This is a genomic window from Chitinophaga sp. 180180018-3, assembly GCF_037893185.1.
GTDB lineage: Bacteria > Bacteroidota > Bacteroidia > Chitinophagales > Chitinophagaceae > Chitinophaga.
Window position 1 is genome coordinate 970977 of record NZ_CP140772.1, and the last position, 21155, is coordinate 992131.

Here is a 21155-nt window from a genome sequence, read left to right on the forward strand (position 1 = left end):
GTTAGCCCGGAACCATAAACTGAAACAGTAATGCTAACAGCATTCAGCGCATGAGCTGGAAAAGAAAAACCTAAATATAACTTCATGGTAAACAATGCACAGAAAGCTGCCGTGCTGGAGGAGGTGATCGACCACGTCAGTGCGCTGCCCTACGATGTAAGGGCGGAAGTGGTAGTGGGTGAGCTGTTGGATAATCATGTAAGGGAAGATGAGGTGGTAGTACAGTTGCAGAATGTATTTACCAGGTCGTTTGCCACAGATATAACGCAGGTGAAGCTGGATGACAGTCAACCCTATCAGCCCTTTATCAACTTATCCTTATCCAGAGATGGTATTTACGATCGTTTACCCCAGGGCATGTTCCATGAATTCAAGCAAACAACAAGTTCCCGGGTAAACGGTGTTACTGAAATGGTGGCCCGGTATAAGAGGCAGCAGCAGGAACAGCAGAGAGCCCGGAAATTTTTCCAGCCCCTGGAAAATGAATTCTTTTTGCAGCGGGTGTTTTTGGAACAACGGGAAAAACATCTTTTATTTGATGTGTTCGGTAAGGATGCCGATCAGCTGTTCCATCAATTCTGGGAGCTTCCGGACGGATTACCCGCCGCGGGTGCAAACAGGCTGGTGAAATTGTTACCCTATGTGCATCGTATAGCCGGTAATATGTCGCTCGTAAAACTTTGTCTGGAGGAAGTCCTGGAGGAGAGCGTAGAGATCTCCTGGCAGCGGGAGCCCCGGCTGGTAGAAACAGGGAGCTTTGTTCCGATGGGCGAGTGCAGGCTGGGAGTAGACGCGATGGTAGGATCGGCGGCCTATACAGATATGCCGATAGTAAATGTAAGTATAGGTCCGGTAAAACACCAGCGCATATACGATTATTTGCCCTGGCGTCCTTATGGCAAACTGCTGGAAACCTGTTACGGATTTTTCTTCCCGGCGGATATCGAGCTCAATACGCTGTTGGTACCACCTCCGGGCGAAAAGAAAGTGGTCATGGACGATAAACAACCTGATCAGGGGCTGATGGGATATAATTTTTTTCTTTAAAGTAGTGAGTAATGAGCAGATGGAATTATTTTTGCTATTAACCCGGCTGCCCGAAACACCAGGAATATGTTAGTACCCAAAACTGAAAAACCTTGATACCGAAAAAAATATGAGATACACGGCTAAGTTTTATATCATGCTGGCAGGCGCTATGGCTCTGGGATCGTTCATAGTGGCTATACTCAGCAGGTACATCAAGCACTTTGACCAATACAAAAAGAAAGCACTGTTATACATACTATGTATGATGCTGGTGTTTGCTGTTATCAGCTCCATTCCTTTCCTGTTTACACATCAGAACCTGATGAACCAATACCTGTTTTATGAAGTATGGTTCCTGGGCCTCGGCGTGTTGCATTGTCATTTTATGTATACCCGCTTTTGGGCAAATGAAACCACACTGGTATCAGAACTGGCATTTATCCTGGCTATCTGGTTATTTGGCGGAGCCAGCTTTGTATTGGTAAACCGGTTTCTTGATAAGGATACGTTCCTTTATTACCCGATGCTTACCAGCATGTTTTCCTTTGTACTACCTACCTTTGTGTACAAGACCTTTGAACGGATGATGACGATCCCAGTGAAAGTACACAAGTGGTGGCAGTATCCGATGTATCAGGATATACCCGAAGTAAATGAAGATGAGATGAGAGACCTGATAGTGATAGGACTGGAAATGGAGAAAGGATTTAAGGACAACAGCCGCACCTATTTCCGGGCGCGTACACCCATCAAAATGGATCTTGGAGATCTCTTTTATCATTTTATCAATGATTACAATGATCGTTATCCCAATACCCCTATCGATTTTGTAGATGCCAACGGACAGCCCTATGGCTGGGTATTTCACCTGAAACCCCGTTGGTTTGGAGGCGCCAAAACATTGGACCCCGACAAGGCAGTATTCATGAACGGGATAAAGGAAAACAGTGTGATCATTTGCAACAGAATTGTGTTATCCTAAACGAAGTATTATGGCAGAACCGCTCAAGCATTTTCCCGTTAACTGGGTAGATGGGATGAAGATTAAGAAGCAGCATTTTATAGAGACGGAAAATGCAATGCTTGATCAGATACGGGATGCGCTCTCAGTTGGCATCCACGCCCTCAATTATGGCCTTTTACCTCCGAAAGCAGAGAACAAGGAATCGCTGCGCTGCTGGTTTGTAAATGATAACCAGCATCAGTGGCGAATAAAACTTACTGAATGCAGAGGTGTGACACCGGGTGGTGGCAGAATCGAAATTCCTGAGCATACGGTGCATTCCCTGAAATATGCGACTACCTTCCCGGAGGCTACCTATAACTGGGATCCCCAGTATACCGAAAGTACCTACTATGTTTTAATACAGGTAAATCCATTTAACCGGCAGCCCAGTGGGGAACCCTTGCTGGAAGAAGATCCGCCAAGATTACCCTATGCAACGCCGGAGTATAGTTTATACGTACTGCCTGCGTCGCAGTTACCATCCGGACAGATAGGCAGCTACCAAATGGTACTGGGGCGTATACTCGTTACCGATGGCCGGCCGGAGATGGACGACGAATACATCCCGCCCTGCAGCATTGTAAGTGCACACCCGTCATTGATTGACCTGTTTCACGAACTGGATCAGTTCCTTGGGCAGATGGAGCTTTATGGAGTACATATCGTACAGAAGATCTACGGACGTAACCAGCAGAACGACCTGGCACTGGTGGTACTTTATATCACGGAAAAAATGGTGCAGTACCTCGGGACACGCATCACACAGTTCCGTTGGCTGGCGCTGCAGCAGCCACCTGCGCAGATGCTGGAAATAATCGCCGGCCTCGCCCGTACCATGAAGAATGCCATCGATCAGCGTGCTGGAGCCGGAAAAGAAGAGCTGCTCAACTACCTCTCTGAATGGTGTGAACTCCGGCAGGGGGAATTGGAAACACTGATGATTAATTGCGCCAATATACGCTATAAACATCTTGATGTAAGGGAATGCCTGCAACCGATGATACCCTTTGTGAGAGCCGTGAATAAACTGTTTGAAAGCCTGAGCAGGTTGGATTATATTGGCCGCAAGCAAGACAGCAACATCTTTGTGAAAGAAGAATCCCAGGAGGATTCAGAATACCTGCGCAAGCATAAAACAAAACGCTGGTTCTTCACAGACTGATAGCATTTATCTCTTGACCAACACTATTTTAAACTCATAAATCGTCGCGCAACATGCAAGTATTAAACAGGCAGGAAAGAAGTATCTCCTTTATATGGTTCCTGTTATTTTTTATTATAACAGTTGGCCTGTTTGTGCTGGCCATATTTTTTAATTATCAAGTGCCTGCAAGAGAAAATGCTGCACTGCGTAAAGAGCTCAGTACATTCCGGGAAGAACAGGCATTTCAGGGCGAATTTTTGCAGAAACTGGATAAGGTGAAGCATAATCTCGATTCCATTAATCTGCCTAATCAGAACGCTAATTATATGGATCAGGTAATTGCCGCATCACTGGCAGATATGCGTAACTCCATCCCAAAAGAAGCAGTATCCCATTACGGACTGTACGATAATATTGTACAGAGCTGCCTGTCGCTGCAGCAGTCGAAGCAACAGCTTCGCGAAACACAGAATGCGCAACAGAATATTGCTGCGCTGAAAGAGCAGGTAGCCGACCTGACCAGCAAGCTGGAAAGCAAAAGCAGGGATCTGGATAACTGCAGGCAAATGATGTTGCTGAACAGTCGTGCACACTAGTGTTAAGTTTAGGCTATTTTAACAAAAAAACTTTGATAGGACTCCTTTATATTGAAAATTTCATCCTATATTTGGTTTCATAATTATTTAAATAAATTTTTGGTTTTTTTCTTTATTGTAACCTTAAAAATTAACCCAACATGTCCTTCAAAGCAATCTTTGAATCAGGCGGACAAAAGTACAACGTACAACATGTCGCCTACGATCTCACACAAGAAGTAGATGCAACTGGTCGCCCTTCAGCCATTACACGTGGTGGTCGTATTAAGCTGACCGTAGAATCTACAGGTAAAGCTGATCTCTTCGAATGGATGGTAAACAACTTTGAAAGAAAAGATGGTACCATTACTTTCTACAAAAGAGACACTGATTCCAAGCTGAAATCGCTGGAATTTAAAGAAGGTTACCTGGTTAAGTTTGAAGAGTCTTTCGACTACGAAAACAAAAATCCAATGGTAATCTCTTTCACCATTTCTGCCCGGGAAATTTCCATGGGTAACGCAAAACATGTTAATGAGTGGGTTTAATAACTCCTTACATTATGTGGAAGGGCTGTCTCTCCGGAGACAGCCTTTTTTAATTGCTGACAGCTGCTATTATCGCTATATACACCGGCTGAAACAGCAACCTGCTCCACGTATACCAGGGTTTGGATGGTAAGCCGCCAGGCGCCGGCAGTTTCTTCACTGCCACCCGGATGTTGGCAGGAAACATGCCAACCAATAGTATAATCAGGCCCCAGGCTGCATACAGCCTCGTAGATGGAAACAGCAGTCCAGCTCCGAACAGTATTTCTGCTGCTCCGGTCAGGTATATCCAGAAAAGCGGCCATGGAAGCATGCCTTCAATCATGTAACTCAGTTGTCGCGGTTTAGCGAAATGAGAAAACCCTACCAACAGGAACATAACGCTAACAGATATACGAATATCGGTAGTGAATGTTTGCAACGCCGGAATGTGGAACAGATATCCGATGGCGGCAAATAATAAAGCAAAGCTGCACAAACCTGCAAAGAAAGCCATAACGGTAAGTTTTATACCTCAAAGTTCTGATTCCGGAACGGGACCGGAGCTAACATATGTTAGTTAATGTTTTTGCGGATACGGCTCAGGCTTTCCGGTTCTATGCCCAGATAAGAAGCGATATGCTTGACAGGAATATGTTGCACTACCTGCGGATATTCTTTCAGCAATTGGAGATACCGCTCCTGCGCGGAATAACGTAGAAAGGAAAGTTCCCGGTTGAATTTGCGCAGGTATTGCTGTTCTGCTATCAACCGGCCGATTTTTTCTGACTGTGGAGAATGGCGGTATAACGCTTGCAGATCGTGATAGTAACAAACATAACCTTCTACAGGTGTAACGGCCTGTAAGCTGACTTCCGCCGGCTGTTGTGTGATAAAAGAGGCATAGGAGGTACTGAAGGTACCCGGAAAGGCAAAATCCAGGCTGATTTCCCTGCCTTCATGTATGGTAAACACTCTTACGATGCCTGTTTCAAGGAAGTAAATGGCATTGGCTGTTTTTCCTGCTTCCGACAACAGGCTGCCTGTTTTAAAACTGACAGGATGTAGCATCGCTTCAAACTGTTCCCAGCTTGTTAGCGGCTCCTGTAATAATGCCTGCAGCTGTTGCCGGATAATTGCAGTACCTGCCATTATGTTTTACGCAGTTGGATGGATTGTACAAAATGATGGTGCCCTTTTTCCAGGATAAGACTGGAACGATACCGGGTAGGAGCGATATTTTGCTCCAGGTTGGGTTTGTTGATATCTTCCCAGATCTGCGTAGCCAGCTCTACAGTGGCGGCATCCGACAGATGTGCATAACGGTGGAAGAAGGACTCCGGATTCTGGAAGGCTGTTTTACGAAGGGATTCGAAACGGGCGATGTACCATTGACGGATATCTTTTTCAGCAGCATCTACATAAATACTGAAATCGAAAAAATCGGAAACGAAAACAGCCGGATCTTTCTGTTGCTGACGGGGACGTACCTGCAATACATTTACCCCCTCTACAATCACGATATCAGGCTGTTCTATCCACTGTAGCTGTCCGGGTAGTACATCGTATTCAAGATGAGAATACAGGGGCGCAGCGACCTTTTGTTTGCCGGATTTCACATCGGCCAGGAAATGGATGAGGCGTTTGATATCGTAACTCTCCGGAAATCCTTTCCGGTTCATGATATTATTGGCATCCAGTATTTTATTCGGATACAGGAATCCATCGGTGGTTACAAGATCCACCCGTGGATGATTGGGCCATGCCTGCAGTAATTTCTGCAACACACGGGCAGTGGTACTTTTACCCACGGCCACGCTCCCGGCTATACCAATGATATAGGGTACCTTGTGCGCCTGGCTGCTGAGAAATTTGCTGGTAGCGGTATGCAGATGCTGTGATGCAGTTACGTATAAGTTCAGCAGATGTGCCAGTGGAAGATATACCTGCCTGATCTCTTCGAGTGTGAGCGGTTCATTCATTCCATGTAATGCTTCCAGGTCGTAATCCTCCAGTTGAAGCATGGCATCGCCGCTTCGCTCCGCCCATTCCTTACGGGTAAAGCTGATATAGGGAGTATAGCGGTCGCGTTTCAAAGAAGTGGACATAGCTTTTATTCTTTAGCTTTTAGTCTTTAGTTACCGGCGCCGGGTGTATCATTTTCCGGTGACGTGGGAACAACTGCAGCTATTATTTTATTTGTTGTGAGATGTCGTTTAAATTTTGTTGAACTGATCTGAAAGCCTGTTTCGCTTATTGCTGAACATACACAGTTTTAATATTGAGAAATTCGTGTGCGCCTTCCAGTGAGAGTTCCCGTCCGTAGCCGGATTGTTTCACTCCTCCGAAAGGCAGGCGGGCATCTGAGCGTACCATGGCGTTGATAAAAACGTTACCGCTTTCGATCCGCTGTGCCAGGCGGGCGGCTTTATCCAGGTCGCTGGTCCACAGTGCTGCACCAAGACCGAATTCCGTTGCATTGGCGAGTGCAATGGCTTCATCCTCATTGGCTGCTTCAATAATCACAGCCAGTGGACCGAATGTTTCTTCTTTAAAGGCAGTCATATCACTTGTAACCCTGGTAAGAAGGGTCGGCGCAAAGTTACATCCTTCATACGTTCCGCCCAACTCCAGCCGGGCGCCTTGCCTGACGCTTTCCTGCAACTGTCTTGCAAGATCTTCTGCCAGATCCGGGCGTGCCATAGGTCCCATTTGGGTACTTTCCTGAGTGGGATCACCCTGTTGTAGCGCGCTTAGTATCCGTTTCACTTCTGCGGTGAAGGCCGGTACTATTTCCTTTTCTACTATCCAGCGTTTGGCTGCAATGCACGACTGTCCTGCGTTTTGCATACGGCCCTGCACGGCAGTTTTAGCAGCAGCTTCAAGGTTGGCATCTTTCAATACAATGAAAGGATCGCTGCCACCCAGTTCGAGCACTGTTTTTTTGATGTATTTACCCGCCAGGGCTGCCACACTTTTACCTGCAGGGGTGCTGCCGGTAAGTGTAACGCCCTGTACCCGCGGATCCGCAATGATGGGCTCAATATCTTTAGAGGATACCAATACCGACTGGAAAGTACCGGGTGGAAACCCACTATCTGAAAATACTTTTTCTATTGCCAGCGCACAACCACTTACATTGCTCGCGTGTTTCAATAAACCAGTGTTGCCGGCGAGTATATTGGGAATGGCAAAGCGGAAAACCTGCCAGTATGGGAAGTTCCAGGGCATAATGGCCAGTATGATCCCTTTGGGTTCATAGGATACGTAGCTTTTATAAGCGTCGGAAATGATGGGTTTCGGCTGTAGCATTTCGGCGATGTTTTCTGCATAGTATTCCGCCGACAGCGCACATTTCAATACCTCTGCTTTTGCTTCCTTCCCTGTTTTTCCCATCTCCTGTGTGATCAGGGCGGCATGTTCATCTGCATTTTTCCGCAGTAAGCCCGCCACTTCCATCATCCATTGCCTGCGCTGATCCACGGTACTTTGCAACAGATCGTGATAGGCTTTATTTCCTGATTCCAGTTTCTTCTCAATTTCTTTTGCTGTATGCGGAGTATATACTGCGATGGTCTCCTGCGTAAATGGATTAATGCTTGTAAACATAGCTGAGCTTTTAACCGTGAGCAAATAGTCCGACAAATTTACCGCTTTCCGTTAAATGATCATCTGATCGCTATTTGCTATCTTTGCGGCTCAAAATATAATAGTTTTTTATGGGGCTCAGCAGATGGAATATTATGATCATGGCGCTTTGCACAGGATTGATAGTAGCGAATATCTATTACAGTCAACCGTTGCTGGTGCTGATTGCAGATAAGTTAGGGGTATCAGAAAGCAACGCGGGACAGATCACTTTTTTCACACAGGTAGGGTATGCACTTGGATTGTTGTTTTGTGTACCATTGGGAGATAAACTGGAGCGCAAGCGTCAGATAGTGGTGATGACAGCGGCAGCTGCTGTAGTACTGGCTGTTGCAGCCATGTCCACGAATGTAACTATGCTGAAAATAACAGGACTACTGATTGGTTTCACATCAGTAGTGCCTCAGCTGATATTACCGTTGGCTGCTAATCTATCCGATCCTGCCAGCAGAGGAAAAGTGATCGGTACTATTATGAGTGGGTTATTGGTGGGCATATTATTATCCCGGACCCTAAGCGGAATCATCGGGCATCGTTTCGGATGGCAGGCTATGTTCTGGATTGCATCCGGCATCAGTGCGCTGCTGGCGGTAATCATGATGATATCTTTTCCTAACAGCAAACCTTCCTTCACGGGGTCCTACAGCGATCTGATGAAATCCCTGCTGACACTGATCCGGGAACAACCGGTGCTGCGGGAAGCATCTGCTATTAATGCATGCTGCTTTGCGATGTTTGGTATGTTCTGGACAACTGTGGTGTTCCTCTTGTCGGCCCCACCTTTCCGGTATACGAGCGAACAGATTGGTTTCATGGGGCTTGCAGCGGCTGCAGGCGCACTGGGAGCTCCCCTGATAGGACGTATTGCAGATAAAAAGAACCCGCGCATTGCGATAGGATACGGCATTATTTTCCTTTTCCTGGGTTACTTTTTGTTTTATATCTTCCGTACCAGCCTCGTTGGCATTGTAGCCGGCATAATAGCGATAGACCTGGGTTTACAGGGGATTCATGTATCCAACCAGACGCGTATTTACACCCTTATGCCCGAAGCCAGGAACCGCCTGAACACGGTGTTTATGACCACCAGTTTTATCGGCACCTCTCTTGGCTCCGGTATCGGTTTGTGGGTATGGTCGTTTGCACAATGGAGTGGCGTTTGTATCGCCGGTATTGCGCTGATCTCTACTGCGTTGATCATCTACCTGGCCACTTACAAAAAAGCCAATACAGCTATTAGCGCTTAGTCCTGGTCAGTAGTAACATCACCACCAGCAGGTAGCCTATCATACAGCAAAGCGCTATTTTATAGGCAACGTAATAATTGCCGGAATGGCGTGCCAGATAAAGGAAAATACCTCCCAACATGCTTACGCCCAATGCGGAGGCAAACTGCTGTACAGTGGAATATACTCCGCTGGCCGCGCCAGCTCTTTCTGTGGGCATATCCTTCATGGCTACCTTCAGCAGCGAAGGCATCAGGATACCCGACCCAACGCCGTAAATGATCAGGCAGGGGAGGATATCATACATGGTAGCAATGTTTCCATAGAATAAAATTATCTGGAGGATAAAAGAAAATATCATCAATCCACAGGCCACCTGTAACAGGCGAATACCATATCTTGCCGCATACCTGATCGACCACAAAGAAGCCAGCAGAAAGGGAATGGTTTGCATCACAAAGTAATTACCTGTGGCAAACGGGGAGATGTGAAAACCGTTCTGAAAGTAGATCGCAGCTGTAAAAATATAAGAAGTATTCACACCGAAGAAGAACAACACGCTGAGTATGCTGGTCGTGAAACTCCGTATCGTAAAGAGTTTCATGGGCACCAGCGGATCGCGCCCCCGTTGTTCTCTTTTGAATTGATACCATACAAATGTTGCCAGTAACAGCATAGCGCTTATCAGCATGAGGCGCGTCCATAGCGGCCAGCCCAGTTCTGTGCCTTGTATAATAGGGTAAATAAGGAGAGACAGGGTAAGCGTCAGCAGTATAATGCCCGGCACATCGAAGCGGGTCGACCTGTTTTGCCCGGATTCCTGCACCAGAAACCAGGTCAGCAGGATGGCCACGATACCAAACGGAACGTTTACCAGGAAAATAAGCCGCCAGCTGTCGGCAATAATGTGGGAAGATATGAAGTAGCCACCCAGGAACTGCCCCAATGTGGCTCCTGTGCCGAGGGCCATGCCATAGAGGCCGTAGGCCTTGTCGCGGTCTTCAGGTGCCTGGAAATTCAACTGTATGAGTGTAATGGTTTGTGGTACAGTGAATGCCGCAGCAACGCCCTGCAGGAAACGGGATGCTATCAGCATGTTCATCGAGTTCGCAAATCCGCACATGGCCGAGGTAACAGTAAATGCTGCCAGTCCGAGTATAAATACTTTCTTTTTACCAAGGTAATCGCCGGTACGGCTGCCGGTGATAAGAAACACCGCGTAACCCAGCAGATAGGAGGCAATGACCAGTTCCAGTGCTGCATCGGAGCTGCCGAAGTAGGTTTTAATAGCCGGGGTGCTGATATTGACAATAAAAACATCCACTACAGTAATCAGCGGCGCCAGTAATATAACGGCCAGAGATACCCAGGGATTAATTGTTCTTGTCTGAAAATATACAGACTGGTCTGTTTTTTCCATGATAAAATTTTTAATGGAGAGGGTTGATATTGATCTTTAACGAAACGTAGTATTAGTTACCGGCGATAGCTGATAGCCGACGGAAACGAATTGATGATGGAATATTTGTGGTTTACTTATGAAGTCCTGCGAGTAATTTCTTCGTCACTTTAAGCGCCATTTCCACGGGTTTCACTGACTTCTGCATATATCCCTGCATACCGGCGCCTTCGTACAGATTCAGTATCATATCTGTCATTTCCCGGAGGTCTTCTTCCCGGAAAGGATGTTTGATGAGCTGTAACTGTTCAGAGATGAAGGTCTTCAGCGTTTGATTATGAATACGAATCTGCTCCATGGATTCTTCACTGATTTCCGGTAATTCGTAGGCAATACGGATGAAAGCGCAGCCTTTGAAGTTTTTCTTCTCCATATGAAGCATCCGGTACTCAAACAAACCGATCAGCCTGTCTTTGCCCGGTGCCAGTTTGTTGATATACGCCATTCTTTCCTCGTGGTTGAGTACACGGGTACGTTGGAGGTATTCTGTAAGCAGTGCATCCTTCGACTGGAAATGCTGATACAGGCTGGCTTTGGCAATACCGGCTTCAGCAATGATCTGGTTAATGCCGGTAGCCTGATACCCCTGCTCATAGAATAAGTCGCAGGCTGTGTTCAGTATCCGTTCTTTTGCACCGTTTTCTTTCATGATACAATATTAGGGAAAATATATCAAACAGACAAGTCTGTCTGTTTTAGATTGAAGATTGGATCTTTTATTGGATATTCAACAAATAGTGGCTGCTTCTCCCGCCGCCTACCTCAGTCAACGCTCCTATATCGACGAGCGCTTGCAGATCTCTGGTGGCTGTGGCTTTGGAGGTTTTAGTAATAGATATATATTTCCTGGCGGTCATACCTCCTTCAAAGCCTTCCAACCCGGCATCTAACATTTTCAGAACGGGTTTCAACTGCCGGTCATTTAATTTATCTCTAAAGCGATCTAAGAATTTGGTTTTCGCAAGTGTGAATTCGATAAGTTGACTGGTTTGTTGCTGAGCGTCGCGGATTGCGCTAACAAAATAGCTGATCCATTCTGTGATTTCGTTGCTGCGTTGTGCCGTTTCAAGTGCGGTATAATAAGCTCTTTTATTAGTTTCAATGGTACGGGAAAGGCTGAGTAGTACTGGCCGACCTATAGTTTGGGACAATGCTTTTTCGGCTATGGCTCTACCTATGCGGCCATTTCCATCTTCAAAAGGATGAATAGATTCAAAGTATAAGTGTGCAATTGCAGAACGAACGGGTGCTTTTTTGATCTCTTTTTTCCCTCCTGGTGCCGTATCATTAAACCAGCGTATAAACCGGTCCATTTCTTTCTGTACGCTGTTTGATGGAGGGGCTTCAAAGTGAATTCTCTCCCTGCCAATGGTACCGGAAATCACTTGCATTGGTTCAGAACCTTTGCGCCAGACACCTGTTTGGATACCACGGCTTTCCCGTAAAAGCATTTTATGCCATTCAAATAACTTTTCTTTGGAGAGGGGGGCCTCATAGGAATTCCTTACATCGACCATTAACTCTGCGGCTCCTCGTGCTTTTTTGTCCTTTACTGACACGTGTTTTTTATTCAGACCTAATTTGTTGCGGATGGAAGAAACAACGTCCTGACGGCTGATAAATTCACCTTCTATCGCTGATGTTTTGACGGCCTCAGCCACCATTGCATCGATGATAGCTTCTTGTTGGGCACCGTCTGGCATACCTTTTAGTATGCCGGTAATGTGTCCTGTTGCCTCTGCAAAAGCAAATAATGCATCCTCAATTCCTTGCAGATCATAGTCAAAATTCGTCCAGTCTGGTTGTTGCCAGTTGTATTTCATGAGCCGAATAAATAAAGTATTCGGCTCAAATATAGCCAAAAAATGAGCCGAATACTTTATTTATTCGGCTCACACAGAATTAAGAATTAGGGATAAAGAATTAAGAAATAGAGCGAAGACCTTAGCGATTTATCAACACTCGCTAAGGTCTTCGCTCTATTTCTTAATTCTTTATCCCTAATTCTTAATTCTTCCTTAATCTACTTTCGTAATCTTCAGCATATTCGTTGGCAGATGCTGTTTAACAGGCGTACTTCCTGTATTTACAACTACATCGCCGCTCTTGATGAAACCTCTTTCTTTCAGGATATTGATCTGATCGAAAACGATATCATCGAGGCTTTCTTCTTCTTCGTAGAAGAAGGCACGAACACCCCAGCTGAGGCTCAGCTGATTCACCAGGGTCTTTTCTTTTGTGAAGATATAAAGCGGGCTGCGTGGGCGGTAGCTGCTGAGCATAAAGCCGGTGTAGCCGCTTTGAGTCATACCAATGAGGGCATCTGCATCCAGGTCTTCCGCAATTTTACAGGCATTGTAGCAGAGTGCATCGCTGAGGAAGGTTGGAGAGTGGCGGTGAGGGATCAGGTTACGGTTGTAGATGATCGCTTCTTTTTCCACTTCCTGGATGATTTTGTTCATGGTCTGGATTACCAGTTCAGGGAACATACCGGTAGCTGTTTCACCGGAGAGCATCACAGCGTCGGCGCCTTCCAGTACGGCGTTGGCCACGTCAGTGATTTCACTACGGTTCGGGCGGGTACGGTCCATCATGCTTTCCATCATCTGTGTAGCCACGATAACGGGCTTAGCACGGTGGATACATTTACGGATAATATCTTTCTGGATCATCGGGATCTGCTCTACAGGCAGCTCAACACCGAGGTCGCCACGGGCAATCATTACGCCGTCGCTTTCCCAGATGATCTCTTTCAGGTTCTGTATTGCTTCAGGTTTCTCGATTTTAGAGATCACCTTCATCTTGGAATTACGTGCTTCCAGACGTTTACGCAGGTCTGCAAGGTCTTTCACACTTCTCACAAATGAGAGGGCTACCCAGTCACATTCGTGATCGATGATGAACTCGAGGTCGACAATATCTTTTTCAGTCAGTGCAGGGAGGGAAATCTTGGTATCAGGAAGATTGAAACCTTTTTTGGAGGAAAGCACACCAGGCAGGGTTACTTCTGCTTTGATTTCACCGTTAGCAGTGAGCTCTCTTACCTGAGTTTCAATTTTACCGTCGTCCAGCAGAATTTTCTGGCCTGGTTTGAGATCTTTATACAGGTCGGGATAGGAAACGTAGATTTTTTCCATATTGCCTACCACTTTCTCGTTTACGAAGGTGAGGATATCACCTTTTTTCAGTGGCAGTGCGTTGTTCTCGATTTCACCCACGCGCAGTTTCGGGCCTTGCAGATCAGCCAGGATGGCTACGGTATAAGGTTCTGTTTTGTTGATCTGACGGATGTATCCGATGATCCTCAGTTTGTCTTCATGCGAGCCATGTGAAAAGTTCAGGCGGAAAACGTTCACGCCGGCTTTTACAAGGGAAAGCAGTCCTTCATAGGTATCGCATGCCGGGCCTACTGTGGCCACGATCTTAGTTTTATGTGATGAATGCTCCCTACCAGCAGCGTTATCCATCTGCTTGTGATAGTATTTCGAAAGATCCTTTGTACTCATAAGTCTGATTTTTTTTAACTCGCAAGAATTTTAACAATCTTAAACCATTCGGGGTCAATTTCCTGTTTAGCTTTTACAGCTTTATCAAGAGGAGTGTAATGGATCCTGTCATTAACAACGCCGATCATTACGTTGTGAATGCCTTCAAGCAGGGCATCTACAGCGGCATAACCCAGGCGGCTCGCCAGAATGCGATCTGTGCAGGTAGGAGCTCCGCCACGTTGAATGTGCCCCAGGATACTTACGCGGGTATCCAGTTGCGGACATCTTTCTTTAATAATGCGTCCAACTTCCTGCGCGCCTCCGGTTTCATCTCCTTCAGCTACCACTATCAGGTTAACCAGTTTTCTGCGGCGCTCATTTGCCTGCAGTTCTTCAATAATGTCTTCTACTTCAGTTTTGCGTTCAGGCAACAATATGTGCTCGGCGCCTGTGGAGATACCACTGTGTAAAGCAATATATCCGGCATCCCGGCCCATTACTTCTATCACAAATAAACGATCGTGCGCATCTGCAGTATCCCTGATCTTATCTATGGCTTCCACGGCGGTATTTACTGCTGTATCAAATCCAATGGTATAATCAGTTCCCGCAATGTCCTTGTCAATAGTACCAGGCAAGCCTATACACGGAATATCAAATTCCTGGCTGAACTTTTGCGCCCCATTGAACGATCCGTCTCCTCCAATCACTACCAGCCCGTCAATGTTGTGTTTTTTCAGATTCTCATAAGCCATTTTTCGCCCTTCATATTCATAGAACTCTCTGCACCGGGCGGTCTTCAATATAGTGCCGCCGCGCTGGATGATATTGGCGACCGACTTGGACTCCATCGGGAAAATCTCGTTTTTCAACATTCCCCTATAGCCGTACATAATGCCATACACATTCAGCTGATGATAAATGCCCGTTCTTACAACGGCACGAACTGCGGCGTTCATGCCTGGAGCATCTCCCCCCGACGTAAGGACTGCAATGTTGTTGAGTTTTTTCATATAAATTGCTAAAAAAATATCTTAAAGGCGCACAAAAATAACATTTTGCAATTGTTTTCTAACTGTTATCTGATGAAATAACCTAAATTTTTAATTTCCATCAAACAAAGTAGAGAAATTTTTCAAAAAATATTACGCATGTATAAAAAAAGCAATAGGAGGTGGATCTTTATGAGTGCGAGTTTATTAGCCGGACAAGCGATAGCACAACAACCTGCTATCCGTTATCCGGAAACGAAAAAAGTGGGTACGGTAGATAACTATCATGGAACCAGTATTTCAGACCCTTATCGCTGGCTGGAAGATGATCATAGCGATGCAACCAGGGCATGGGTTACTGAACAGAATAAAATAACTGACGATTATCTCGCTAAAATCCCATTCCGTAACGATATCCGCAAACGCCTGGAAGAATTATGGAATTACCCAAAAACAAGTGCCCCCGTGAAACACGGTAATTACTATTACTTCTATAAAAACGATGGCTTGCAGAACCAGGCAGTACTATATCGTAGTGCAACCCCGGATGGTACCCCGGAGGTATTCCTTGATCCGAATAAATTATCGGCAAATGGTACCACCGCGCTGGGTACTATTTCTTTCTCCAAAGATGGTAAATACGCTGCTTATATGCTGGCGAAGGCGGGTTCCGACTGGCAGGAAGGCTTCATTATGGATGTGGCTACCAAACAGCTGCTGTCCGATAAACTGGAATGGGTGAAATTTAGTGGCCTGTCGTGGAGAGGTAATGGCCTTTACTATAGCCGTTACGATAAACCCGATGAGAAAAGCCGCCTGTCGGGCAAGAACGAGTTTCATAAAGTATACTATCACCGCCTGGGAGACCCGCAGGAAAAAGATGAACTGATATATAAAGATGACGAACATCCTTTACGGAATGCCGGTGTTGAAGTAACGGAAGACGAACGCTTTCTCATTCTCCATACTTCGGAAGGCACTTCCGGCAGGGAAGTATGGTTCCGTGATATGCATAATCCGGCGCAACAGGGCTTTTCCCTGCTGATCAGGGGATTTGCGTACGAACCAGATGTGATAGATAATGATGGGGATAAATTGCTGGTACGCACGAATCATGGTGCGCCCAATTATAAAATTGTATTGATTGATCCCGCTAATCCCGCAGAAGCTAACTGGAAAGTAATAGTGCCGGAGCAAAAGGAAGCGCTGATGAGTGTGGGCACCGGAGGCGGAAAACTGTTTCTGTCGTACCTGAAAGATGCTGCTACCCGTGTTATGCAGTACGACTATAAAGGAAAACCGGAGCATGAAATAACACTCCCTGGCATTGGCACCGCCAGCGGCTTCGGATCAAAACGGGAAAACAAAGAGTTTTTCTATACTTATACATCCTTTGTTGTACCGTCGTCTATATACAAATATGATATCAGCACCGGAAAATCCACCTTATATAATAAGGCGGAAGCAAAATTTGATCCCACCGCTTACGAAACCAAACAGGTTTTCTTTGAAAGTAAAGATGGTACCAAAGTACCTGTATTCCTGTCATATAAGAAAGGGATCAAACAGGATGGCAACAATCCGGTATTGTTATACGGCTATGGTGGATTCAATATTCCGGTAACTCCTGGTTTTGCGGTATCGAACCTGTATTTTATGGAGCAGGGCGGTATATACGCTGTTGTATCACTTCGTGGCGGCAGTGAATATGGTGAAGCCTGGCATAAAGCGGGGATGCTCGACAAGAAGCAGAACGTGTTCGATGATTTTATCGGGGCAGCAGAGTTTCTGATAAAATCTAAATACACCAATCCTGGTAAAGTAGCGATCCGTGGCGGTTCCAACGGTGGGCTGCTGGTAGGAGCCTGTATGACCCAGCGGCCGGATCTTTTTAAGGTAGCGTTGCCTGCGGTAGGTGTGATGGATATGCTTCGCTTCCAGAAATTTACCATTGGCTGGGCCTGGGCGGTGGAATATGGCAGCAGCGACAATGAACAGCAATTCAAATACCTGTTAAAGTATTCGCCATTGCATAATCTGAAGCCAGGCACATCGTATCCGGCTACCCTGATCACCACCGCCGATCACGACGATCGCGTGGTGCCGGCACACTCGTTTAAGTTTGCCGCTACTCTGCAGGCCGATAATGCGGGGCCGAACCCGGCACTGATCCGTATTGAAACCCAGGCCGGGCATGGGGCAGGTAAACCTACCTCCAAACAGATCGATGAAGCTACTGATATATGGGCGTTTACCATGTATAATCTTGGTATGCGCAAATAATGCAAACCGGTAACGGAAGGCAAAAAGGTATGCCTGGAACAATACATTCATCCGCATCTATGTTCCGTCGCTTTTTTGCCTTCTGCTTTTTTTCTTATCTTTAGAGATAGCGTAATTAAAAAATGAAGGTACTTATAACTGGAAGTAACGGATTATTGGGACAGCATCTGATCCCGCTTTTTCTGCAAGATGGAAAATATGAAGTGATCGCTACAGGCCGAGGTCCGAATCGTTTCCCGCAACGGGATAATTACACCTATGAGGCCGTGAACCTCCGGGATGCAGCCAGTGTAAAGCAACTGGTCGACAAGCATCAGCCGGATATCATCATTCATGGCGGCGCTATGTCGCAGGTGGATGATTGTGAGAAAAACAAAGATGCCTGCTGGGACACTAACGTGGGTGCCACCCGTTATCTCGTTCATGCTGCTGAAAGCTGCAATGCTTTCTTTATTTTCCTCTCCACAGATTTCGTTTTTGATGGCTTACAGGGGCCTTATAGCGAAGATGCCGTTGTAAATCCCATCAATTATTATGGCACCAGCAAAGTAGCTGCGGAGCGGCTGGTGCATAACAGCAAATTGCAGTGGGCGATTGTTCGTACGGTATTGGTATATGGCGTAGTGGCCGATCCACACCGGAATAACATGATCACCTGGGTGAAAAACAACCTGCAACAGGGGAAGAAGGTGAAAGTGGTGGATGACCAATGGCGCACGCCTACCTTGTGTCATGACCTGGCGCTGGGCTGTTTGCTCATTGCCAATAAGAAAGCTTCGGGGTACTTTAATATCTCCGGCAGTGAAGTGCTCACTCCTTATGATATGGCCATAAAAACAGCTGAATTCTTTAAACTGGATACCTCACTGGTGGAAAAGATCAGCTCCAAAACCCTTGCTCAACCGGCTGCCAGGCCGGCAAAAACCGGATTGATAATCGACAAAGCCGCCCGGGAATTGGGCTACAGGCCCCGTACTTTTGCAGAAGGGCTGGAAATTGTGGCTGCTGAGATTAAAATCTGATGATTATTTAAATTCCAGAAATACCTTGTTACCGTATATATTCCGGATACTGTCCAGCTGACGGGTAGTATCTGCCGGAAGGGAATGCAGTTCCAGTGCAATCCTGTATATCTGGTCTCTTTTATAAACAACGAGGGAACGGCCCCACGCGGCCTGTTGTTTTTGTTTTTTAGCCGCTCTGGTGCTATCAGTATAAGACTCGATCACCGCAAAATAGCTTAGCTCAGTAACCGCTGCTTTTGCAGCAGAATCGGCCATTACTTTTTTCAGTGAATCGGCCGCCGCAGCCATTTGCCGGGCAGTAGCAGTATCGGATCCAAGAGAATTGGCGGCAGTTACTGCAGCGGGTACGCTGGAAATATACCACCAGGCAGCAAGCCCTATAACGATCATGGCTATAGGAATAGCCGCCCACCACCATTTGAACCCACTTTCTGTTGTTACGGCATCGAGTGTTTCTTCCATTTCTTCCGTCATCATCGGCTCCAGCGAAGTTGCCGGCAGCGGAGGTTCCGGTGTTGCTGCAACAGACGCTGTTGCTACAGTTGGGGTGGGGGGTACAACATTGTTGTTGTCTGGCCGGCGGGCCGGGGTAATATGGATAGCTGTTTTTTCAGTGGGCAGTTGTTCAGGATGGAAATGAAGGTTGCCGGCAGCATCGCTCTCAAGTTGCCCTATTCCGGGAATGTTCAGCGGTGTACCAGATTGCAGGCTGGTTTTCAGTTCTGCCAGGTATTTTTCCAGTTTGCGCTGGGCAATAGCGGGTACCAGGTTTTCTTTCAGCGCAATCCATTCCACACAGGAACCATCGTCGTCCCAGCTCGGGGAAAACAACGCCTCCTCGTAGGGGGCGGTCAGCGAATTTGCGCCAGCATCGAACCTCGACGGGAAATGCTGCATGGTAAATGTACCCAGCCCGGGCACCACACAAATATGCTGTTTGAATAATACCTCCTGGATATACTGCGAAAGGAACATAGATATCACTTTTAAAAACAGCCGGCAGCTGTAAGCCGGCTACGGTTAAAGATACGCCGGAAACACCGGAGTAAGCTTAAAACGGTAGCCGGCTCAAAGTTAAAACTTAATCATTACTCCTCCCACAATATTGAATCCATAGGTAGGATAGAGGTAATAGCGTTGATAATGACTATTGAAAATGTTATTGGCATTTACCCAGAGGCCGAAGTTTTTGCCAATATCATAGGATGCACCGGCATTCAGATCCCAGGCGCCTTTGGTTTTACCAAAATCTTTGTTCGGAAGCAGGTAATAGCTGCCGCTCAGCGCAAACAGATCGGCATTAAGGTGCAACTTTTTCGCGATGGTGGTCTGCATAAAGAGGTCGCCCTGAAACGCTGGCAGATGCCAGGGTTTCACCTCTGCTTCCTGCTTGTTATAGTTGTACCAGTCGAAACTCACCCTGGCCTGGAATAATTCTTCTTCAATATAGCCCACTTCCGCATGCAGCTGGAACGCGCGCAGCATCGTTTCATTACGCGTGGTGAATTTCTTGGTATCAGCGCTGTCGTTCACGAACAATGGCATATTGTACCAGGTTACAGAAGCAAATTTCGTGTTGTAGTTGAAATGGCTGCCCAGTGTACCTTTGATACCCGTGTATTTCTCTTCTACCCTTGTATTCAGCATTTCGCCGGGTAATCCGTTCAGGAAAGGATTTTTGTTAGCCAGGTTACGGTAGGAGTTCTTTTCAAAATAAGAAATCCATCCGCTGCTCAGGATCAGTTTTTTCCTCACCAGGTGCGACTCGTTCACGATATCTGGCAGGAGATAGAACTTACTGTTGGTCCAGGTGGGATTCACACCCGCATGCAGTACAAATCCGGGTTTAATGATATCCACAGCCGGGTGGATGGATACGATGTTATTGTTGATAGCGCGATTGCTGGCTTCTTTGTAGGTCGACAGGTCAAACACTCCTTCTGCCTGTATGAAGATATCTTCAAATACCTGTTTGCGTATAGGCGCTTTCAGGAGGAACGTATTCTCTGTACGCTGGTAGGAATCGCGGAAGAGAATGAATTTCACCTGCGGCTGGAACGTAAATGCCCAGTCGTTCTGCGGCCGGTTTTGCATGCTCACGCTGGCCGTCAGCTGATTGAAGGTTTGTTCGATATCCTTCTTCTTATAATTGGCGGTATCATGGCCATAGCCGTAGTAATGCACGGTATTACGGTCATATCCTACACTTCCGTCGAATTTGAGTTTCGGTAGCAGATAGGAGCCGGAAGCCAGTACATTCAGGTTGCTGTAATCCTGGTCAGGAATATCTTTTCCTTTTGAACCGGTGTAGTTCACGTACAGGCCATAGTTGTACATATTCTGTCTGCCACTGCCGAATCCGGCTTGTACATATGGCGTGTTGTAATTGCCATATCCCAGTTTTACGAAATTATTCTGGAGATAGGAAAGCGAGTCTCTACCTAATGCCAGGGGCTTCAGGGGAGCTGCCTGGTACATGAAATTCAGGTTCAGGGCTGGTATTTCATATTTCAGTGAAGGGCGCGCGGTGTCGATTCCCGGTAGCGATGCTGTGAGATTCAGTTTGTACGCATCCCGCAGCTTGGGCTGGTTAGTGGAAATGATATCAATAGTTTCCTGTTTCAGCTGTTCCTGTGCAGCGGCGGTCTGCGAAATCATCAGTCCGGCCATGCCCAGTGCAGTAAAGAAGAAAGTTCGTTTGTTATATGCTGTTTGAATATTCATGCTCTGTTGCGCTTAAAGATCAAAATTCC

19 protein-coding genes are annotated in these 21155 nt (G+C 46.5%); 8 read left to right on the forward strand and 11 right to left on the reverse strand.

The genetic code is table 11. The features are described 5' to 3' along the window. Window positions 1-84: 84 nt before the first annotated feature. The 5 genes from UNH61_RS03965 to tssD all read left to right on the forward strand — a co-directional run bounded on the left by UNH61_RS03965 (window position 85) and on the right by tssD (window position 4302). Window positions 85-1047 (forward strand): hypothetical protein, encoded by a 963-nt coding sequence (locus UNH61_RS03965; protein ID WP_326990818.1) that lies wholly within the window; start codon window positions 85-87, stop codon window positions 1045-1047. 109 nt (window positions 1048-1156) lie between these two features. Continuing rightward, window positions 1157-2011: a TssN family type VI secretion system protein gene (locus UNH61_RS03970; protein WP_326990819.1), complete on the forward strand. Its 855-nt coding sequence runs from the start codon at window positions 1157-1159 to the stop codon at window positions 2009-2011. A gap of 10 nt (window positions 2012-2021) precedes the next feature. Then, window positions 2022-3197 (forward strand): hypothetical protein, encoded by a 1176-nt coding sequence (locus tag UNH61_RS03975; protein ID WP_326990820.1) that lies wholly within the window; start codon window positions 2022-2024, stop codon window positions 3195-3197. Window positions 3198-3250: 53 nt separating this feature from the next. Continuing rightward, window positions 3251-3775: a type VI secretion system TssO gene (tssO, locus tag UNH61_RS03980; RefSeq protein ID WP_326990821.1), complete on the forward strand. Its 525-nt coding sequence runs from the start codon at window positions 3251-3253 to the stop codon at window positions 3773-3775. A gap of 140 nt (window positions 3776-3915) precedes the next feature. Then, on the forward strand, window positions 3916-4302 hold the full coding sequence (tssD, locus tag UNH61_RS03985) for a type VI secretion system tube protein TssD (protein WP_326990822.1): 387 nt from the start codon (window positions 3916-3918) through the stop codon (window positions 4300-4302). A 49-nt stretch (window positions 4303-4351) separates the two neighbouring features. On the opposite strand, the gene UNH61_RS03990 is transcribed toward tssD, so the two are convergent. From UNH61_RS03990 to UNH61_RS04005, 4 genes are all read right to left on the reverse strand, one after another. Continuing rightward, the gene (locus UNH61_RS03990) at window positions 4352-4798 is read right to left on the reverse strand and encodes a MauE/DoxX family redox-associated membrane protein (protein WP_326990823.1); all 447 of its coding nucleotides are present in this window, start codon (window positions 4796-4798) and stop codon (window positions 4352-4354) included. 59 nt (window positions 4799-4857) lie between these two features. After that, on the reverse strand, window positions 4858-5433 hold the full coding sequence (locus UNH61_RS03995; protein ID WP_326990824.1) for a Crp/Fnr family transcriptional regulator: 576 nt from the start codon (window positions 5431-5433) through the stop codon (window positions 4858-4860). Next, window positions 5433-6389 carry a type I pantothenate kinase gene (coaA, locus tag UNH61_RS04000; protein ID WP_326990825.1) on the reverse strand — a complete coding sequence of 319 codons (957 nt, stop codon included), beginning with the start codon at window positions 6387-6389 and terminating at the stop codon, window positions 5433-5435. The genes UNH61_RS03995 and coaA overlap by 1 nt, the downstream gene beginning before the upstream one ends. A 145-nt stretch (window positions 6390-6534) precedes the next feature. After that, window positions 6535-7890: an NAD-dependent succinate-semialdehyde dehydrogenase gene (locus UNH61_RS04005; protein WP_326990826.1), complete on the reverse strand. Its 1356-nt coding sequence runs from the start codon at window positions 7888-7890 to the stop codon at window positions 6535-6537. Between the two features lie 110 nt (window positions 7891-8000). On the opposite strand from UNH61_RS04005, the gene UNH61_RS04010 reads away from it, so the two are divergent. Beyond that, window positions 8001-9176, forward strand: coding sequence for an MFS transporter (locus UNH61_RS04010; RefSeq protein WP_326990827.1), 1176 nt, complete (start codon window positions 8001-8003; stop codon window positions 9174-9176). Here UNH61_RS04010 and UNH61_RS04015 read toward each other — a convergent pair. The 5 genes from UNH61_RS04015 to pfkA form a co-directional block, all read right to left on the reverse strand. After that, the gene (locus UNH61_RS04015) at window positions 9166-10575 is read right to left on the reverse strand and encodes an MFS transporter (RefSeq protein WP_326990828.1); all 1410 of its coding nucleotides are present in this window, start codon (window positions 10573-10575) and stop codon (window positions 9166-9168) included. The two genes, UNH61_RS04010 and UNH61_RS04015, sit on opposite strands and share 11 nt — an antisense overlap. Before the next feature lie 112 nt (window positions 10576-10687). Continuing rightward, window positions 10688-11263 (reverse strand): TetR/AcrR family transcriptional regulator, encoded by a 576-nt coding sequence (locus tag UNH61_RS04020; protein WP_326990829.1) that lies wholly within the window; start codon window positions 11261-11263, stop codon window positions 10688-10690. Window positions 11264-11330: 67 nt separating this feature from the next. Beyond that, window positions 11331-12437 carry a Fic family protein gene (locus UNH61_RS04025; RefSeq protein ID WP_326990830.1) on the reverse strand — a complete coding sequence of 369 codons (1107 nt, stop codon included), beginning with the start codon at window positions 12435-12437 and terminating at the stop codon, window positions 11331-11333. Window positions 12438-12632: 195 nt separating this feature from the next. Then, entirely contained in the window at window positions 12633-14120 is a 1488-nt protein-coding gene (pyk, locus tag UNH61_RS04030; RefSeq protein WP_326990831.1) for a pyruvate kinase, read from the reverse strand. Window positions 14121-14134: 14 nt separating this feature from the next. Further along, window positions 14135-15115: a 6-phosphofructokinase gene (gene pfkA / locus UNH61_RS04035; protein WP_326990832.1), complete on the reverse strand. Its 981-nt coding sequence runs from the start codon at window positions 15113-15115 to the stop codon at window positions 14135-14137. 171 nt (window positions 15116-15286) lie between these two features. Here pfkA and UNH61_RS04040 point away from each other — a divergent pair, with 171 nt between their 5' ends. Further along, window positions 15287-17377: a prolyl oligopeptidase family serine peptidase gene (locus UNH61_RS04040; RefSeq protein WP_326990833.1), complete on the forward strand. Its 2091-nt coding sequence runs from the start codon at window positions 15287-15289 to the stop codon at window positions 17375-17377. 122 nt (window positions 17378-17499) lie between these two features. Next, complete coding sequence (locus UNH61_RS04045; RefSeq protein WP_326990834.1) at window positions 17500-18399, forward strand: SDR family oxidoreductase; 900 nt, start codon at window positions 17500-17502, stop codon at window positions 18397-18399. Between the two features lie 3 nt (window positions 18400-18402). Here the strand turns inward: UNH61_RS04045 and UNH61_RS04050 are convergent, their stop codons facing one another. Together UNH61_RS04050 and UNH61_RS04055 are read right to left on the reverse strand one after the other, a co-directional pair. Then, window positions 18403-19377: a hypothetical protein gene (locus UNH61_RS04050; RefSeq protein ID WP_326990835.1), complete on the reverse strand. Its 975-nt coding sequence runs from the start codon at window positions 19375-19377 to the stop codon at window positions 18403-18405. Between the two features lie 99 nt (window positions 19378-19476). Next, window positions 19477-21126 (reverse strand): hypothetical protein, encoded by a 1650-nt coding sequence (locus UNH61_RS04055; protein WP_326990836.1) that lies wholly within the window; start codon window positions 21124-21126, stop codon window positions 19477-19479. Between the last annotated feature and the right edge of the window lie 29 nt (window positions 21127-21155).

Excerpts from the sequence above, each read along its gene's own strand:
- UNH61_RS03965 (WP_326990818.1), top strand. The coding sequence starts at position 85 with ATGGTAAACAATGCACAGAAAGCTGCCGTGCTGGAGGAGGTGATCGAC.
- UNH61_RS03970 (WP_326990819.1), top strand. The coding sequence starts at position 1,157 with ATGAGATACACGGCTAAGTTTTATATCATGCTGGCAGGCGCTATGGCT.
- UNH61_RS03975 (WP_326990820.1), top strand. The coding sequence starts at position 2,022 with ATGGCAGAACCGCTCAAGCATTTTCCCGTTAACTGGGTAGATGGGATG.
- tssO (WP_326990821.1), top strand. The coding sequence starts at position 3,251 with ATGCAAGTATTAAACAGGCAGGAAAGAAGTATCTCCTTTATATGGTTC.
- tssD (WP_326990822.1), top strand. The coding sequence starts at position 3,916 with ATGTCCTTCAAAGCAATCTTTGAATCAGGCGGACAAAAGTACAACGTA.
- UNH61_RS03990 (WP_326990823.1), bottom strand. The coding sequence starts at position 4,798 with ATGGCTTTCTTTGCAGGTTTGTGCAGCTTTGCTTTATTATTTGCCGCC.
- UNH61_RS03995 (WP_326990824.1), bottom strand. The coding sequence starts at position 5,433 with ATGGCAGGTACTGCAATTATCCGGCAACAGCTGCAGGCATTATTACAG.
- coaA (WP_326990825.1), bottom strand. The coding sequence starts at position 6,389 with ATGTCCACTTCTTTGAAACGCGACCGCTATACTCCCTATATCAGCTTT.
- UNH61_RS04005 (WP_326990826.1), bottom strand. The coding sequence starts at position 7,890 with ATGTTTACAAGCATTAATCCATTTACGCAGGAGACCATCGCAGTATAT.
- UNH61_RS04010 (WP_326990827.1), top strand. The coding sequence starts at position 8,001 with ATGGGGCTCAGCAGATGGAATATTATGATCATGGCGCTTTGCACAGGA.
- UNH61_RS04015 (WP_326990828.1), bottom strand. The coding sequence starts at position 10,575 with ATGGAAAAAACAGACCAGTCTGTATATTTTCAGACAAGAACAATTAAT.
- UNH61_RS04020 (WP_326990829.1), bottom strand. The coding sequence starts at position 11,263 with ATGAAAGAAAACGGTGCAAAAGAACGGATACTGAACACAGCCTGCGAC.
- UNH61_RS04025 (WP_326990830.1), bottom strand. The coding sequence starts at position 12,437 with ATGAAATACAACTGGCAACAACCAGACTGGACGAATTTTGACTATGAT.
- pyk (WP_326990831.1), bottom strand. The coding sequence starts at position 14,120 with ATGAGTACAAAGGATCTTTCGAAATACTATCACAAGCAGATGGATAAC.
- pfkA (WP_326990832.1), bottom strand. The coding sequence starts at position 15,115 with ATGAAAAAACTCAACAACATTGCAGTCCTTACGTCGGGGGGAGATGCT.
- UNH61_RS04040 (WP_326990833.1), top strand. The coding sequence starts at position 15,287 with ATGAGTGCGAGTTTATTAGCCGGACAAGCGATAGCACAACAACCTGCT.
- UNH61_RS04045 (WP_326990834.1), top strand. The coding sequence starts at position 17,500 with ATGAAGGTACTTATAACTGGAAGTAACGGATTATTGGGACAGCATCTG.
- UNH61_RS04050 (WP_326990835.1), bottom strand. The coding sequence starts at position 19,377 with ATGTTCCTTTCGCAGTATATCCAGGAGGTATTATTCAAACAGCATATT.
- UNH61_RS04055 (WP_326990836.1), bottom strand. The coding sequence starts at position 21,126 with ATGAATATTCAAACAGCATATAACAAACGAACTTTCTTCTTTACTGCA.